This window comes from Zhihengliuella halotolerans (assembly GCF_004217565.1).
In the GTDB taxonomy this organism is placed as follows: Bacteria; Actinomycetota; Actinomycetes; order Actinomycetales; family Micrococcaceae; genus Zhihengliuella; species Zhihengliuella halotolerans.
The window spans coordinates 1,569,386-1,584,376 of record NZ_SHLA01000001.1 but is presented as its reverse complement, the minus strand read 5'-3'; the positions used below and the strand labels follow the sequence as shown (position 1 = coordinate 1,584,376).

Below are 14,991 nucleotides of genomic sequence, written 5' to 3'. Positions count from 1 at the left end.
CCGTGCCCGGACACCCCGTGCCGGGCGGGCAGCTGCCCGTGATCGCCGTCGTCGGACCGACCGGGACCGGGAAGTCGGACCTCGCCGTATCGCTGGCGGAGCGGTTCGACGGGGAGATCGTCAACGCCGACGCCCTGCAGTTCTACCGGGGAATGGACATCGGCACCGCCAAGATGCCACTCGCGGAACGCCGCGGCGTCCCGCACCACCTGCTCGACATTCTCGACCTGCGCCAGGAGGCCGCGGTGGCCACGTTCCAGCGGCAAGCCCGCGACGCCGTCGATGCGATCCGTGGGCGAGGCCGGCTGCCCATTCTGGTCGGGGGGTCGGGGCTCTACGTCCGGGCGGCCCTCGATCGGCTCGATTTCCCGCCCACCGACACCGCGGTCCGGGCACGGCTCGAGCACGAGGCTGCCAGCGGGCTCGCTCCGCTCAAGGCCCGGCTGGCGCAGGTCGACCCTGCCTCAGCGGAACGCCTCGGCGACGAGCGCCGCATCGTGCGCGCGCTGGAGGTCTTCGAGCTGACCGGCCGGCCCTTCAGCTCCTTCATGCCGCGCCGCGAGTACGTCACGGACGCGGTTCAGATCGGCCTGAACATGGAGCGCAGCCGACTGCACGAGCGTCTGCGCGCACGTGTCGCGACGATGTCGGAGGCCGGCCTGCTCGCCGAGGTCCGTCGGCTCGCGGACGAGGGGCTGCGCGAGGGGCGGACCGCCTCGCGGGCTATCGGCTATCGCGAGTACCTCGACGTTCTCGATGGTCACTGCGACGAATCCGCGGCGATCGAACGCACGATCGTCGCGACACGGAAATTCGCCCGCCGCCAGATCACGTGGTTCGGGGCGGACCCCCGGGTGACGTGGCTCGATGCGCTCGATACCGAGATCGGGGCCCAGGCGGGCGACGTCGTCGTGCGTGGCATGGCCGGCCGCGCGTGACGGAACAAATCCAACGGACCCACGGTTAGGGTTAAACCATGAGCACTCACCCAGTGGACGCACTCACCACCCTCCTCGCCGTACCGTTCGCCAAAGGGCACGGGACGGGGAACGACTTCGTTCTGATTGCCGACCCCGCGGGCGAGTACGCGATCTCGGCTGAGCAGGTCGCCGCCCTGTGCGATCGCCACCACGGGATCGGCGGCGACGGCTTGATTCGCGCCGTGCGCACGCGCGACGTCGACGGCGCCGAAGAACTGCACACCGCCCACCCGGAGGCCGAGTGGTTCATGGACTACCGCAACGGCGACGGATCCATCGCGGAAATGTGCGGCAACGGGGTCCGCGTGTTCGTTCACTTCCTCATCGACCAGGGGCTCGTGGCCCTCGACGCAGGGGAGAGCCTCGCCATCGGCACCCGCGGGGGGCTTAAACGGGTCACCGTCTCCGAGAACGGCTACGCCGTCGATATGGGCGCGTGGCGCTTCACCTTCCCAGACCAAGCCGAGGAGCGGGCGCTCGATTCGCTCGTCGAGACGCCCGGCATCGACGCGGCCCGGCCCGCACTGAGCGTAGACATGGGCAACCCGCATACGGTGGTCGCGCTCCAGCAGCGCCAGGAGCTGGCGGCAGCCGAGCTGCATACCGTGCCGACGGTGGATCCGAAGCCGGGGAACGGGACCAACGTCGAGTACGTCGTGCCCGCCGAGCCCCTCGTCGAGGATGGCATCGGGCGCATCGCGATGCGCGTGCACGAGCGCGGAGTGGGCGAGACCCGGTCCTGCGGCACGGGAGCGTGCGCCGCGGTCATCGCGACCCGACACTGGGCCGGGGGCGTGGCCGCCGACGCCTGGGACGTCGAGGTGCCCGGCGGGGTCGTTCGCGTCCGCTTCAGCGACCGGGGCGACGGCGTCGAGCACGTCGAACTCTCGGGCCCGGCGGAGATCGTCGCCCACGGACGGATCGGTTAGTCGGCGCGCTGGACCTTCAGGACGCGGAATGACTTGGCGGTGGACTCGCGAACGGTCGTGAGGTCGTCCGGGAGCTCGCGGTTGAGCCAGGTCAGCAGCGAGTCCGCGCCGAGGTTCTTCTGGACGACGAGCCACGCGGTTCCACCGGGGGCGAGCCGGGGCAGCCACGTCAGCAGCAGCTCGTGCAGGGCCTGTTTGCCGATGCGGATCGGCGGGTTGGACCAGATGGTGTCGAACGCGACGTCTGCGGCAATGGTTTCCGGCCGGCCCGCGACGACATTCGTCAGCCCCAGTGCTGCCGCGTTGTCCCGGGTCAGAGCGATCGAGCGTTCATTGACATCCACCGCATGGACGGTGGCGTCGGGCGAGGCCAGGCCCAAGGTCAGGGCGATGGGCCCCCAGCCGCAGCCGAGGTCGAGCAGGTGCCCTGAAGATGACGGGGCGGGGACGCCGGCGAGCAGGACCGCGGTGCCCTTGTCGAGGCCGTCGGGGCTGAAGATCCCTCCGGCTGTTTCGACTCGGCGCTCGGAGCCCGCGAGCTCGACCGTGATGGTCCTGCGCTGTTCCGGAGTTGCCGGCTGCGCGCTGAAGTAATGCTCTGAACCCATGGAAGAACCTTAAGCGCTGGCCGCGAACCGCGCGAATCACGAAAGTGATAGAGTTTTCCCTATGACTCTGATCATTCTCTGACTGCGCCCGCGGCATCGCGCGCTGAAACGGCGCCCCCAGCACGCTCCTGCCCGTGTTGCGGCCCGTCGCGTCCGCCGAACCGCAGTAGCCACAGCCCTGACGACGTCACGTCGTCGAGTCATCCCACCTCAGGTTCTCGCCATCCATAGCCGCCTGATCGCGCCGAGCGGAACGCGGCCGCGCGCTGCCATCCCAAAAGAGGGGCGCGGGCGACTATCCTTGAGGTACCAGTCTTTGCAAAGGAACTATGACCCAGCACCATAAAAACCACCCCGGTGACGATTCTTCTCGCGACGAGGCGACGACGCCGGCAGCGCAGGCGGCCGACGCCGAGATCCAGTCCGTGATCGAACGGATCCTCGCAGCGGAGGCGGCGGGCGGTACGTCGCCCGCGGCGGATTCCGAACGGCCCATCACGGGCCGGGCCCGGGAACTCTCCGACGGGATCGAGCACGGCACCTACGACGGCGAGCAGCAGGACCTCGCCGACCGTAGAGCGCTGCGACGGGTCTCCGGCCTGTCGACGGAGCTCGAGGACGTCACCGAGGTCGAGTACCGCCAGCTGCGGCTCGAACGCGTCGTTCTCGCCGGAATCTGGAGTGATGGCACGGCCGAGGACGCGGAGAACTCGCTGCGCGAGTTGGCCGCCCTGGCCGAGACCGCCGGTTCCGAGGTTCTCGACGGACTGATCCAGCGCCGGCTCAAGCCGGACCCCGGCACGTTTCTGGGCTCCGGCAAGGCGGAAGAGCTGCGCGACATCGTCGCAGCAACCGGCGCGGACACGGTCGTTGTGGACTCCGAATTGGCCCCGTCGCAGCGACGCGCGCTGGAGGACATCGTCAAGGTCAAGGTCATCGACCGCACGGCGCTGATCCTCGACATCTTCGCCCAGCATGCCAAGAGTCGCGAGGGAAAGGCGCAGGTCGAACTGGCTCAGCTCGAATACCTGATGCCGCGCCTGCGTGGCTGGGGTGAGTCCCTGTCGCGTCAGGCCGGTGGACGCGTTGGCGCCGCCGGCGGCGGCATCGGTTCGCGCGGACCGGGCGAGACGAAGATCGAGCTCGACCGCCGTCGCATTCGCAGTCGGATGTCGAAGCTGCGGCGCGAGATTGCGGCCATGAAACCAGCGCGTGAGGCGAAGCGCGCAAACCGCAAGCGCAACACCGTCCCGTCCGTCGCTATCGCGGGCTATACGAACGCGGGCAAGTCGTCGTTGTTGAACCGCCTGACGAACGCCGGTGTGCTCGTCGAGAACGCATTGTTTGCGACTCTGGACCCGACGATTCGCAAGGCGGAGACGCCGGATGGCGTCGGGTTCACGATCGCTGACACGGTCGGCTTTGTGCGCTCGCTGCCCACCCAGCTGGTCGAGGCGTTCAGGTCGACCCTCGAAGAAGTTGCCGACGCCGATCTGATCCTGCATGTGGTCGATGTCTCGCACCCCGACCCAGAGGGGCAGATCCGCGCTGTACGCGAGGTCCTGCGAGACGTCGACGCGACGGAGATCCCGGAGATCATCGTCCTGAACAAGGCCGACGCCGCGGATCCGTTCGTCATCGAACGCCTGCGCCAGCGCGAGCCGCGCACTGCTGTCGTGTCCGCCCGCACTGGGGACGGGATCGCCGAGCTGGTCGACCTGGTCTCTGCGGCCATCCCGCGTCCTGACGTGCTGATGGACATCCTCGTGCCGTACCAGCGCGGGGACGTCGTCAGCCGGTTGCACGGAAACGACGCCGAGATCCTGGCGACCGAGCACGTCGCGAACGGCACGCGCATGCGTGTGAAGGTGCGCGAGTCCCTGAGCCCGGAACTCGAGGAGTTCCGGGTGGAGGGCGACGACGAGACACCGCAGGATGCCTGAGGTCAGGGAGGTCCTCGACCTGCTCGACACGGCCGTGAAACGTATGGGCGGGACCAGCCGGGCCGGGCAGCAGGAGATGGCCAAACACGTCGCCGAGTCGCTCGGTACCGGCCGGCACCTGTTGGTGCAGGCCGGGACGGGCACCGGCAAGTCACTTGCCTACTTGATTCCCGCGTTGGCCCACGCGGTGAATTCGGACAAGCCCGTTGTCGTCTCCACTGCGACGCTGGCCCTGCAGGCACAGATCGTCAGCCGCGACGTGCCCCGGCTCCTGGAGCACCTCGCAGACGAGCTCCCACGCCCGATGGACGTGGCGATCGCCAAGGGCCGAGGCAACTACGTCTGCAAGTACAAGCTCGGGGGCGGCTACCCGGACGACGACGAGGGGGCGCTGTTCTCGCTCACGGAGGACGGTGCCTCGAGGCAGCAGGCATCAGGGCCAACGTCCCCCCTGGGGCGAGACGTCGTCCGCGTCCGCGAGTGGGCCGAGGAAACGCCGACGGGTGATCGCGACGACCTGCGCCCCGGCGTCAGCGACCTGGCGTGGCGCCAGGTCTCCGTCAGCGCCCGTGACTGCCTCGGCGCCCAGAAATGCCCGATGGCCGAAGAGTGCTTCAGCGAGATGGCGCGCGCCCGGGCCGCCGAATCCGACGTCGTCATCACCAACCACGCGATGCTTGCCGTCTCGGCGTTCGAGGGGCTCGCTGTCTTGCCGGACTTCGACACGGTCATCATCGACGAGGCGCACGAACTTCAGGATCGGGTGACCGGATCGGTGACGCGCGATCTTTCGGGCAGCATGGTCCTCACTGCGGCCAGCGCCGCGCGCAAGCACTGCCGCGTGAACGTCGACCAGCTCACGCAGGCCGCGAAAGCGCTCGACAAGGCGCTCACCGGGGTACCCGCCGGCCTTATGCCCAAGGGTCTGAACGAGGCGCAGGCGGTAGCGGTCGGGGAGGTCGCGGACGCGGCGCGGGTCGCGATGTCCGACTCGAAGCCCGAACCGAACGAGCCCGTTGACGGGGCGCGCCAGATGGCACGCTCGCAGCTGTCCTACCTCGTGGAGATGGGCGACCGGCTCCAGGAGTCGACCGACCAGCGCGAGGTCGTCTGGGCGTCCCGCCCGGGCAGCTTCGTGCCGGGTCAGGGCTACGTGCAACCGGACGATTCAACCCCGGCCACGCTGTACGTCGCCCCGCTCTCCGTCGCGGGCAAACTCCGCGAGGGCCTCTTCGACGGGCGGACGGTCGTGCTGACTTCGGCGACCCTCGCCATCGGCGCGGCGTTCGAGCACGTGGCCGGGGACCTCGGCCTGCTCGGCGACGGTGCACCGTCCTGGGAGGGAATCGATGTCGGCAGCCCGTTCGACTACCCGAGGCAGGGGATGCTCTACGTCGCCAAGCACCTGCCCAAGCCGGGAAGGCAGGTCTCCGCAGAGGCACTCGACGAGATCGCCGACCTGATCCACGCCTCCGGTGGTGGCGCCCTGGTGCTGTTCTCCTCGAAGCGTGCGGCCGAAGATGCGGCCGAGGCCCTGCGGCCGCGGCTGAATGAGACGATCCTCTGCCAAGGCGAGTCGGGCATGAGTGCGTTGGTCGAGCAGTTCTCGGAGGAACCGGACACCTGCCTTTTCGGAACCATGACCCTGTGGCAAGGCGTGGATGTCCCGGGTCCTTCCTGCCGGCTGGTCATCATCGACCGCATCCCCTTTCCGCGGCCCGATGATCCGCTGTCGACGGCGCGCAGCCGGGACGTGGCCCAGCGCGGGGGCAACGGTTTCATGTCCGTGGCGGCCAGCCACGCTGCCGTGCGGCTCGCGCAGGGCGCGGGACGGCTAGTGCGGTCGACCACGGACCGCGGTGTCGTCGCCATTCTGGACTCGCGACTCGCAACCGAGCGCTACGGCGGATTCTTGCGGGCATCCCTGCCGGCAATGTGGCCCACTGTCGACAAGACGACGGTCACCGGGGCGCTCAAGCGCCTCGCCGAGCACAACTGATCCGCCACGAAAAGAGGAGGGCGCCTACCCCGCGGGGTAGGCGCCCTCCTCTTTTCGTCGCCGCAGGCGACTCTAGATTGAACGCATCACCGAGACGACCTTGCCCATGACGGTGGCCGAGTCGCCGAGAATAGGCTCGTACTGCCGGTTCTGCGGCAGCAGCCAGGTGTGCCCGTCCCGCTGACGGAACGTTTTCACGGTCGCCTCGTCGTCGAGGAGCGCCGCTACGATGTCGCCGTTCTCTGCGTCGCTTTGTTGGCGGACGACGACGAAGTCGCCGTCGCAGATGGCGGCTTCGACCATGGAATCGCCGCTGACCTTGAGCATGAAGAGTTCACCCTGACCGACGAGCTGACGGGGGAGCGGCATCATGTCCTCGACGGTCTGGTCCGCAAGAATCGGGCCCCCTGCGGCAATGCGGCCGACGAGCGGGACCATCGCAGTGTCGGCGGCGCTCGTGAGTTCGGCTACTGGCCGGCCGCTCACCGTCTTCATGTCGTCTGTCGCCGAGTGCGCATTCTCATCCGACAGCGTCAGCGGCTTGAGGATTTCCATCGCCCGCGGACGGCGGGGGTCGCGCCGAATGTAACCGAGCTTCTCGAGCTGAATGAGTTGATGCGTCACGCTCGAGAGGCTCGCGAGGCCGACGGTGTCGCCGATCTCCCGCATCGACGGCGGGTAGCCGTGAGCTGCGATCGACCGCTGGATCATTTCCAGGATCTTGCGCTGGCGCAGCGTCAGACTCTTGCGCTGGCGGCGCGGTTTGGGGGACTCACTCGAGGCCATGGCCACACATCCTTGCTACCCGTTCGGACACCCCGGCTGACTCGAACCCAAAATGCGGGTGCCGGCTGGTGAAGTGACTCCTACGAACCACCTGCTTCAACCATAGACGATTTTCGACCCAGCTTCAAAGATTTATTCGAAGGTGTCTCGACAAGCATCGCTCAAGGATGCTAGACATGGACATGCAAGCTTCGAAGTCCTGTTCTAGTTCGAACTTCGATCGTGATGCGGAGCTTCGAATTCGAGGTTTCACCCGGCAGAGGATGCGGGACGGGAACCATTGTACGAGAAAGAAAGGCAAGACCTTGGCACATATCTCACTCGCGCCAGACCCCTCCTTCGCCTCTACGGCCCAGCTTTCCGCGCCCCGGACCCGTCCGGGAAAACTACGCCTGACGCAGCGCGGACGTTTCGTTCTCATCGGGCTTCCGCTGATGCTGGGCGCCGCGCTCCTCGTCCTGCTCGTAGGTCTTTTGAACTCGCCGGCCAACGCGGCCGGCAGCCTCGAAGTGGCCGCGCCCGAGGTGGAGGCGGTCACGGTGTTGAGCGGTGACAGCCTCTGGGGTCTGGCGCAGGAGTTCGCTCCGGCTCGCGATCCGCGCATCGTGATCTCGGAGATCGTGGAACTGAACGGGCTGGAGAAGCAAGTTGTCGAGGTCGGGCAAGAGGTCTTCGTCCCTGTCGGTTGACGGGCGAACGTGGTCATTTTAAGACTCCCGCCGGTCCGGCATTCTGAACTCGGGCAGCATCAGAACTAAGCTGGATCGGTGAGTGATGTTCTAGAGAGACTGTCGAAGCTCCCACTGCGAGAGAACCTGCGGGGCCTGCAACCCTACGGTGCACCCCAGCTGGATGTCCCCATACAACTGAACGTCAACGAGAACACGCATCCGCTCCCGGAAGCGGTCAGCCGGGCCATCGCGGACGAGGTCTTCGCCGCCGCGCAACGGCTGAACCGGTACCCGGACCGAGAGTTCGTCGAGCTGAGGTCCCGCCTTGCGGACTATCTCGGCCACGACGTGAACGCGGACCAGGTCTGGGCTGCGAATGGATCCAACGAAGTCCTCCAACAGATCCTGCAGGCGTTCGGCGGACCGGGCCGGAGCCTGCTGAGCTTTCCGCCCACGTACTCGATGTATCCGCTGCTCGCCAGCGGTACCGACACGACCTACATCGCCGGCGCGCGGGCCGACGACTTCCAATTGACCGCTGAGTCCGCGGCAGCCCAGGTTCGCGCACACCGGCCGAACATCGTTTTCCTGTGCTCCCCGAATAATCCGACCGGGACCGCACTGGGCCAGGATGTCGTCACCGCGGTCTACGATGCGGGTCAGGAATCGCAGGCCATCGTGGTCGTCGACGAGGCCTACGCCGAGTTCCGCCACGCGGGAACGCCGTCAGCCCTGGAACTTCTCCCGGGACGGGAGCGGCTGATCGTGAGCCGGACGATGAGCAAGGCTTTCTCCCTGGCCGGCGCCCGTTTGGGCTACCTGGCGGCTGCTGAAGAAGTGACGGCCGCCCTGCGGCTCGTCCGCCTGCCCTATCACCTGTCGGCCGTGACCCAGGCGACCGCCAACGCGGCGCTCAAGCACGTCGGCGCGCTCCTGGCCAACGTGGAGGACATCAAGATCCAGCGCGACCGGATCGTTGACGAGCTGACCAGGATGGGGCTCACTCCGGCCGCGAGTGACTCCAACTTCGTATTCTTCGGGGGGCTCGAGTCCCCGTCCACGGTCTGGTCGGGCCTTGTTGCCAAGGGAATCCTCGTCAGGGACGTCGGGATCCCCGGGCACCTGCGTGTCACAGCCGGAACCGAGGCCGAGACTGGCGCCTTCCTCCGCGAGCTCGAGGCTCTGCTCGAGCAGGACCGCGCCGGGCGCTGATCGCCCGCGCACGGACCGCGCGTTCGGCTGCCGCCGGATCGCTAAACTAGACCTGCAGCCCACCAGCTGCCGCCCCCATCGTCGAAGGACTAGAGAATGCCCGCAGAACTGCTTTCGGGTCGTCGTGCCCGTATGGAACGGAAGACCAGCGAGTCCTCCGTCTCCGTCGAACTCGACCTCGACGGCACCGGAGTCGCGAAGATCAACACGACGGTGCCGTTCTACGACCACATGCTGACCGCACTCGCGCGCCACTCGATGATCGATATCACCGTCGAGGCCTTCGGCGACACGCACATCGACGTCCACCACACTGTCGAGGACGTGGCCATCACCCTCGGCGAGGTCCTCCGCGTCGCGCTCGGTAACAAGGCCGGAATCCGGCGGTTCGGGCAGGCCACCGTCCCCCTTGACGAGGCCCTGGCCCACGCCGTCGTCGATGTGTCCGGCCGTCCCTACCTCGTCCACGACGGAGAGCCGGCCGGTCAGGAATACCATCTGATCGGAGGCCACTTCACGGGCTCGCTCACGCGTCACGTCTTCGAGGCCCTGACGCTGCACGCCCAGATCTGCCTGCACATGCGCGTTCTCGGCGGACGGGACCCCCATCACATCGTCGAGGCGCAGTTCAAGGCGCTGGCCCGTGCCCTGCGCGAGGCCGTCGAGCCAGATGCTCGCCTGGGCGGGGAGATCCCCTCCACGAAGGGCGCGCTCTAGATGGCGGCGCCGAAGGTCACCGTCCTCGACTACGGATCAGGCAACGTCCGCTCAGCCGTGCGCGCTCTGGAGCGGGTCGGAGCGCAGGTCACGCTGACACGCGACCCCAAGCTGGTGGCCGAGGCAGATGGTCTCGTCGTGCCGGGCGTCGGCGCTTTCGCCGCCGTGATGGCGGCGTTGAAGGACGTCGGCGCGGTCCAGCAGATCGGACGGCGTGTCGCGGGCGGACGGCCCGTACTGGGCATCTGCGTCGGGCACCAGGTCTTTTTCGAAGAGGGGGTCGAACACGGCGTCCGCACCCAGGGCATCGGGGAGTGGCCGGGCACCGTCGAACGACTCGACGCGCCGGTGGTGCCGCACATGGGGTGGAACACGGTCGACGCTGCCGAGGGCAGCGTCCTCTTCGAGGGGCTGCGCGACGAGCGCTTCTACTTTGTGCACTCGTACGGGGTGCAGAAGTGGGAGTTCGAGGTGCTGCAGCCGCGGATGAAGCCGCCGATGGTCACCTGGTCGACGCACGGCAAGCCCTTCATTGCCGCCGTCGAGAACGGGCCCCTCTCCGCCCTGCAATTCCACCCCGAGAAATCCGGCGACGCCGGAGCCCAACTCCTCCGCAACTGGCTGGGCACTCTCTGATGTGGTCCATTCTCCTCATGGCGCTGGGCGGCCTCCTCGCCGGCGGCGCCATCTCCCTGCGCCGGCAGAAGGCCCACAAATCCTGGATCGTCGTTCTCTGGGTACTCGCGGGCCTGTCCTTGCTGGCGGCCTACATGCTGACGCTGCGCTAATCCATCCCCTCCCCACCGAAGGAACTCTCATGAGCACAGACATTCTCGAACTGCTTCCCGCTGTCGACGTCGCCGACGGTCAGGCCGTCCGCCTGGTCCAGGGTGAGGCGGGCAGCGAGACCGGCTACGGCGACCCGCTCGAAGCGGCGATGGCGTGGCAGGAAGCCGGCGCCGAGTGGATCCACCTCGTGGACCTGGACGCGGCATTCGGTCGGGGAGAGAACACGGAGATCCTCCGTCGCGTGGCCGATGAAATGTCGATCAAGGTCGAGCTTTCGGGCGGAATTCGCGACAACGAGTCACTCGAGCGCGCGCTGGAGTTCGGTGCCACCCGCGTGAATCTCGGCACGGCTGCACTGGAGAACCCGGAGTGGACGGCCGAGGTGATCGCCCGCCATGGGGACCAGATCGCCGTCGGGCTCGACGTGCGCGGCACGACCCTCGCCGCGCGCGGATGGACGAAGGAGGGCGGCAATCTCTGGGACGTGCTCGCACGCCTGGAGGACGCCGGGTGCGCCCGCTACGTCGTGACTGACGTGACGAAGGACGGGACGCTCCGGGGCCCCAACGTCGAGCTGCTCAAGGAGCTGTGCGGTCGCACGGAGAAGCCCGTCGTCGCCTCCGGCGGCATCTCCAGCCTCGACGACCTCCGGGTGCTGCGCGAGCTCGTGCCGCTCGGCGTTGAGGGAGCGATCATGGGCAAGGCCCTCTATGCCGGCAAGTTCACACTGCCAGAGGCCCTCGACGTCGCCGGCCGCCGCTAGGAATCCATGACGCACGACGACGCGGCCGACCGCCCGCAGCCGGCGTCACCGGAGGCCCACGGCAGTGGGGCCGGTGGCGCCAGAGACTTGCCGGGGCACATCGCCGCCGCACTTCAGCGGGCCGGTGGTGCGGCCGATTCCGCAGGACAGTCGTGGGAGGGGCGCGACCTCTCGGGCGAGGGGAACCCGCTGCACGATTTCGACCAGGACGATGGTCTCGCAGATCCCGGATTCACGGCGGCTCTTGACAGGCTCCGCCGCAAAAGCGGCTCGGAGGAGGACGTCGTCGCTGCGCTCGCGACGGCGCGCGTCTTCGTGCCCGTGGTTGCCGCGCTGGCCGAGGGCGGCCTCGGCGAGCACGGCTTCACGGAGGACAAGGAAGCCGACATGGCTCTGGTCACCATCAAGGCACCCGACGGACGCAGCGCCCTGCCGATCTTCACCTCCGTGGCGGCTTTGCAGGGGTGGCATCCGGAGGCCCGCCCGGTTGCGGTCTACGCTCCGCGTGCTGCCCTGTCGGCGGTGCAGGAGGATTCGCAGTTGCTCGTGGTCGATCCCGGGGCGGAAACGACTTTCGTCGTTCGACGGCCCGCGATGTGGGCGCTCGCGCAGCAGCGCCCCTGGACGCCCAGTTACCGGGACGAGTCCCTTGTCGAGCTGCTCAGGGAGCTCTCGGTTGGCGAGCCGATCGTGCGCCGGCTGGCGTTGTCCGCCGGCAGCGGCGTCGCGTGCCGAGACCGGGCCGGCGGCGTCGTGCCGGGCGGGGGGCACGGGCCGGAACTGCGGCTCACCATCACGTTCGCTCGCGAGACCGACCCTGCGCAGGCCCAGGCCGCCGTCGGACGACTGCAGAAAACGCTGTCCACGACCAAGGAGTTCGCGGAGGCCGTCGACTCCCTGGAGATGCGGTTGGCTTCCGAAGCGTAGCCGGGCACGGAAAAGCCCGTGGGGAGCCGCCGGCGGCGGCTCCCCACGGGCGCAAGTCTGTCGGAGCGGTTGCTGCTACGAGACCGGGCCGGTGAACTTCTCGCCCGGGCCCTTGCCCGGAGCGTCCTGGATGATCGACGCCTCACGGAAGGCGAGCTGCAGGGAACGCAGGCCATCGCGCAACGGGGCCGCGTGCTGGCTGCCGATCTCTGGCGCGCCGGCCGTGATCAGGCCCGCCAGTGCGGTGATCAGCTTGCGGGCTTCGTCCAGATCCTTCAGTTCCTCGGCGTCGGGGCCCGCGGCGAGGCCGCACTTCACGGCGGCGGCACTCATGAGGTGGACAGCCGCCGTCGTGATGACCTCGACGGCGGGGACTTCGGCGATATCGCGGACCGCGGTCTCCTCCGTCATGGAGTAGTGCTGCGACTCGGCTGCCGGATTGGTTTCGGAGGTGCTCATACTGCTAAGCTTGTCACAGACCGACTTGAATCATGCATTCGGTGCGGCGTGACGTGTGTCAATTAACGTGACCAACGCGTAGCGCGGAAGGTATGATTCAGGCTTGCAAGTGGAGGCCAAACTCCCACCCGCTGTAGCCGATACAGGCTGCCGGGTCATTCGGGGACATTCGCTCAGGCGGTATGTCCGTCGGCTCCGACAGGGGCCGCATCGAATTTCTGGCCTTCGCCTGCCTCGCAGACGGGGGCCTTTTCCGTATGCGGGTGGTGATCCGTACAAGTACTAGCAGGAGCGACACATCAGCGATCCACGCATTAACGAACGAATCCGCGTCCCAGAGGTGCGGTTGGTTGGACCCAACGGCGAACAGGTCGGCGTTGTCCCGACCGAAGACGCCCTGCGTCTTGCAGGCGAAGCAGATCTGGACCTCGTAGAGGTTGCCCCGAATGCCAAGCCGCCGGTGTGCAAGTTGATGGACTTCGGCAAGTTCAAGTACGAGGCTGCGGTCAAGGCGCGCGAGTCCCGTAAGAACCAGACCAATACGGTTCTCAAGGAAGTTCGCTTCCGCCTGAAGATCGACACGCACGACTACGAGACCAAGACCGGTCACGCGCTCCGATTCCTCGGCGCGGGTGACAAGGTCAAGGCCATCATCCAGTTCCGCGGCCGTGAACAGCAACGTCCCGAGCTGGGTATCCGCCTCCTCAACAAGTTCGCTGAGGACGTGGCCGAGGTCGGTATCGTCGAATCGACCCCGCGCATCGACGGCCGCAACATGGTGATGGTCATCGGTCCGGTGAAGACGAAGGCGGAGGCGAAAGCCGACGCGCGTCGAGCCCAGAAGGACCAGACCCGCACGCGCGGCAACAAGCAGCGAGTCGACACCGAGGGTAACGAAGCTGAGCTCAACCAGACGCTCGCGGACAATCTGTCCGATGAGGCGAAGGCGAAGCTCGAGCAGGCCAAGGGCTCCGAAGACTAGCCCGACCGGCTGGGAGTCCAGCCGGGCCAATCGTGTTCCGACACGATGCACGAACAGTTTCACTCTGAGCGGCCGGTCCGCTCGCAGAGTGCGCAGACCCTGGAGGCATCCACCTCGGATGCCCGAGAAGATCCCCGGCCCATGGGTACGGGAGCACGTAAGGAGAACGGCGGACATGCCGAAGTTCAAGACTCACAGTGGCGCCAAGAAGCGTTTCAAGCTCACCGGTAGCGGCAAGCTCAAGCGCCAGCAGGCCAACCGCCGCCACTATCTGGAGCACAAGTCCTCGCGGCTGACCCGCCGTCTGGCGAGCGACCAGCTGGTTGCCAAGGCCGACGTCAAGACCATCAAGCGGATGCTGGGCCTCTAAGCCTCCCGCTGAGGCGATCTGACGAATTAACACCGTCCCCGGGCCGGCCGACGCCGTAGACACGGGGACACAACATGAAGGAGTACACACGTGGCACGTGTGAAGCGGGCGGTCAACGCCCACAAGAAGCGCCGGGTCGTTCTCGAGCGCGCCAAGGGTTACCGCGGTCAGCGTTCGCGTCTCTACCGCAAGGCCAAGGAGCAGTTGCTCCACTCGTTCGTCTACAGCTACGGCGACCGTCGTAAGCGCAAGGGCGACTTCCGTCGCCTGTGGATCCAGCGCATCAACGCTGCTTCCCGTGCGAACGGACTGACCTACAACCGTCTGATCCAGGGCCTGAAGGCCGCTGAGGTCGAGGTCGACCGCCGCATGCTCGCCGAGCTGGCCGTCTCCGACGCCAACGCTTTCGCGACGCTGGTCAAGGTCGCCAAGGACGCGCTTCCGGCCGATGTGAACGCTCCGGCCGCCAAGACCGCAGCTGCCCCGGCCGCCAAGGCTCCGAAGGCCGCCGCCAAGGCCGCTCCGGCCGCCGAGGCCCCCGCCGCCGACGGCGCCGTCAAGGCCGTCGAGGGTGAAGAGGCCCCGGAGGGCTTCGTCATCAAGGGCAACCAGTCGAAGAAGTACCACGTCCCGGGCTCGACCTGGTACGACCAGACCACTCCTGAGTGGTGGTTCGCTTCGATCGAGGCCGCCAAGGCCGCCGGCTTCGAGCCGGCTGGTGGCGAGGCTCGCCAGCAGATCAAGTAGCAGGCTTTCGCCTGTTCGCCCTCTTCGAGGGCGGCGCAGGGGACGGGATCTCAAAGATCCCGTCCCCTTTTTGCGTCCGACCCGGAAACCCCAACGCGCCCTCCCCAGC

17 protein-coding genes are annotated in these 14,991 nt (G+C 67.5%); 14 read left to right on the top strand and 3 right to left on the bottom strand.

What is annotated here, in order from left to right:
* Nucleotides 1-2: 2 nt before the first annotated feature.
* Together miaA and dapF are read left to right on the top strand one after the other, a co-directional pair.
* On the top strand, nt 3-938 hold the full coding sequence (gene miaA, locus EV380_RS07145; RefSeq protein WP_242607529.1) for a tRNA (adenosine(37)-N6)-dimethylallyltransferase MiaA: 936 nt from the start codon (nt 3-5) through the stop codon (nt 936-938).
* Between the two features lie 38 nt (nt 939-976).
* Nucleotides 977-1,909 (top strand): diaminopimelate epimerase, encoded by a 933-nt coding sequence (dapF, locus tag EV380_RS07140; protein ID WP_102158132.1) that lies wholly within the window; start codon nt 977-979, stop codon nt 1,907-1,909.
* On the opposite strand, the gene EV380_RS07135 is transcribed toward dapF, so the two are convergent.
* Nucleotides 1,906-2,517 carry a class I SAM-dependent methyltransferase gene (locus tag EV380_RS07135; RefSeq protein WP_130450318.1) on the bottom strand — a complete coding sequence of 204 codons (612 nt, stop codon included), beginning with the start codon at nt 2,515-2,517 and terminating at the stop codon, nt 1,906-1,908. The two genes, dapF and EV380_RS07135, sit on opposite strands and share 4 nt — an antisense overlap.
* A gap of 329 nt (nt 2,518-2,846) precedes the next feature.
* Here EV380_RS07135 and hflX point away from each other — a divergent pair, with 329 nt between their 5' ends.
* Together hflX and EV380_RS07125 are read left to right on the top strand one after the other, a co-directional pair.
* Nucleotides 2,847-4,460 carry a GTPase HflX gene (gene hflX / locus EV380_RS07130; protein WP_102158134.1) on the top strand — a complete coding sequence of 538 codons (1,614 nt, stop codon included), beginning with the start codon at nt 2,847-2,849 and terminating at the stop codon, nt 4,458-4,460.
* Nucleotides 4,453-6,459: an ATP-dependent DNA helicase gene (locus EV380_RS07125; protein ID WP_102158135.1), complete on the top strand. Its 2,007-nt coding sequence runs from the start codon at nt 4,453-4,455 to the stop codon at nt 6,457-6,459. Before hflX ends, EV380_RS07125 begins: the two co-directional genes overlap by 8 nt.
* A 72-nt stretch (nt 6,460-6,531) precedes the next feature.
* Here the strand turns inward: EV380_RS07125 and lexA are convergent, their stop codons facing one another.
* Nucleotides 6,532-7,245: a transcriptional repressor LexA gene (gene lexA / locus EV380_RS07120; protein WP_130450316.1), complete on the bottom strand. Its 714-nt coding sequence runs from the start codon at nt 7,243-7,245 to the stop codon at nt 6,532-6,534.
* Nucleotides 7,246-7,421: 176 nt separating this feature from the next.
* Here lexA and EV380_RS07115 point away from each other — a divergent pair, with 176 nt between their 5' ends.
* From EV380_RS07115 to EV380_RS07090, 7 genes are all read left to right on the top strand, one after another.
* Entirely contained in the window at nt 7,422-7,934 is a 513-nt protein-coding gene (locus EV380_RS07115; RefSeq protein ID WP_242607528.1) for a LysM peptidoglycan-binding domain-containing protein, read from the top strand.
* A gap of 78 nt (nt 7,935-8,012) precedes the next feature.
* On the top strand, nt 8,013-9,128 hold the full coding sequence (locus tag EV380_RS07110; RefSeq protein WP_130450314.1) for a histidinol-phosphate transaminase: 1,116 nt from the start codon (nt 8,013-8,015) through the stop codon (nt 9,126-9,128).
* A gap of 96 nt (nt 9,129-9,224) precedes the next feature.
* Nucleotides 9,225-9,845 carry an imidazoleglycerol-phosphate dehydratase HisB gene (gene hisB / locus EV380_RS07105; protein ID WP_102158138.1) on the top strand — a complete coding sequence of 207 codons (621 nt, stop codon included), beginning with the start codon at nt 9,225-9,227 and terminating at the stop codon, nt 9,843-9,845.
* Nucleotides 9,846-10,481 carry an imidazole glycerol phosphate synthase subunit HisH gene (gene hisH, locus EV380_RS07100; protein ID WP_102158139.1) on the top strand — a complete coding sequence of 212 codons (636 nt, stop codon included), beginning with the start codon at nt 9,846-9,848 and terminating at the stop codon, nt 10,479-10,481. It begins immediately after the preceding gene.
* Nucleotides 10,481-10,633 (top strand): hypothetical protein, encoded by a 153-nt coding sequence (locus tag EV380_RS16590; protein WP_165391905.1) that lies wholly within the window; start codon nt 10,481-10,483, stop codon nt 10,631-10,633. The genes hisH and EV380_RS16590 overlap by 1 nt, the downstream gene beginning before the upstream one ends.
* A 29-nt stretch (nt 10,634-10,662) precedes the next feature.
* A complete protein-coding gene (gene priA / locus EV380_RS07095; protein WP_102158140.1) occupies nt 10,663-11,397 on the top strand; it encodes a bifunctional 1-(5-phosphoribosyl)-5-((5-phosphoribosylamino)methylideneamino)imidazole-4-carboxamide isomerase/phosphoribosylanthranilate isomerase PriA in 735 nt (244 codons plus the stop codon).
* A 6-nt stretch (nt 11,398-11,403) separates the two neighbouring features.
* Nucleotides 11,404-12,324, top strand: a complete 921-nt coding sequence (locus EV380_RS07090; RefSeq protein WP_102158141.1) for an SseB family protein — start codon at nt 11,404-11,406, stop codon at nt 12,322-12,324.
* A 75-nt stretch (nt 12,325-12,399) separates the two neighbouring features.
* Here EV380_RS07090 and EV380_RS07085 read toward each other — a convergent pair whose 3' ends face one another.
* Complete coding sequence (locus tag EV380_RS07085; RefSeq protein ID WP_102158142.1) at nt 12,400-12,783, bottom strand: DUF1844 domain-containing protein; 384 nt, start codon at nt 12,781-12,783, stop codon at nt 12,400-12,402.
* Nucleotides 12,784-13,123: 340 nt separating this feature from the next.
* Here EV380_RS07085 and infC point away from each other — a divergent pair, with 340 nt between their 5' ends.
* The 3 genes from infC (at nt 13,124) to rplT (ending at nt 14,882) form a co-directional block, all read left to right on the top strand.
* Nucleotides 13,124-13,765 (top strand): translation initiation factor IF-3, encoded by a 642-nt coding sequence (gene infC / locus EV380_RS07080; RefSeq protein ID WP_242607527.1) that lies wholly within the window; start codon nt 13,124-13,126, stop codon nt 13,763-13,765.
* A 175-nt stretch (nt 13,766-13,940) separates the two neighbouring features.
* Nucleotides 13,941-14,135 (top strand): 50S ribosomal protein L35, encoded by a 195-nt coding sequence (gene rpmI / locus EV380_RS07075; RefSeq protein WP_102158144.1) that lies wholly within the window; start codon nt 13,941-13,943, stop codon nt 14,133-14,135.
* Nucleotides 14,136-14,225: 90 nt separating this feature from the next.
* A complete protein-coding gene (gene rplT / locus EV380_RS07070; RefSeq protein ID WP_102158145.1) occupies nt 14,226-14,882 on the top strand; it encodes a 50S ribosomal protein L20, sunset domain variant in 657 nt (218 codons plus the stop codon).
* Nucleotides 14,883-14,991: the final 109 nt, after the last annotated feature.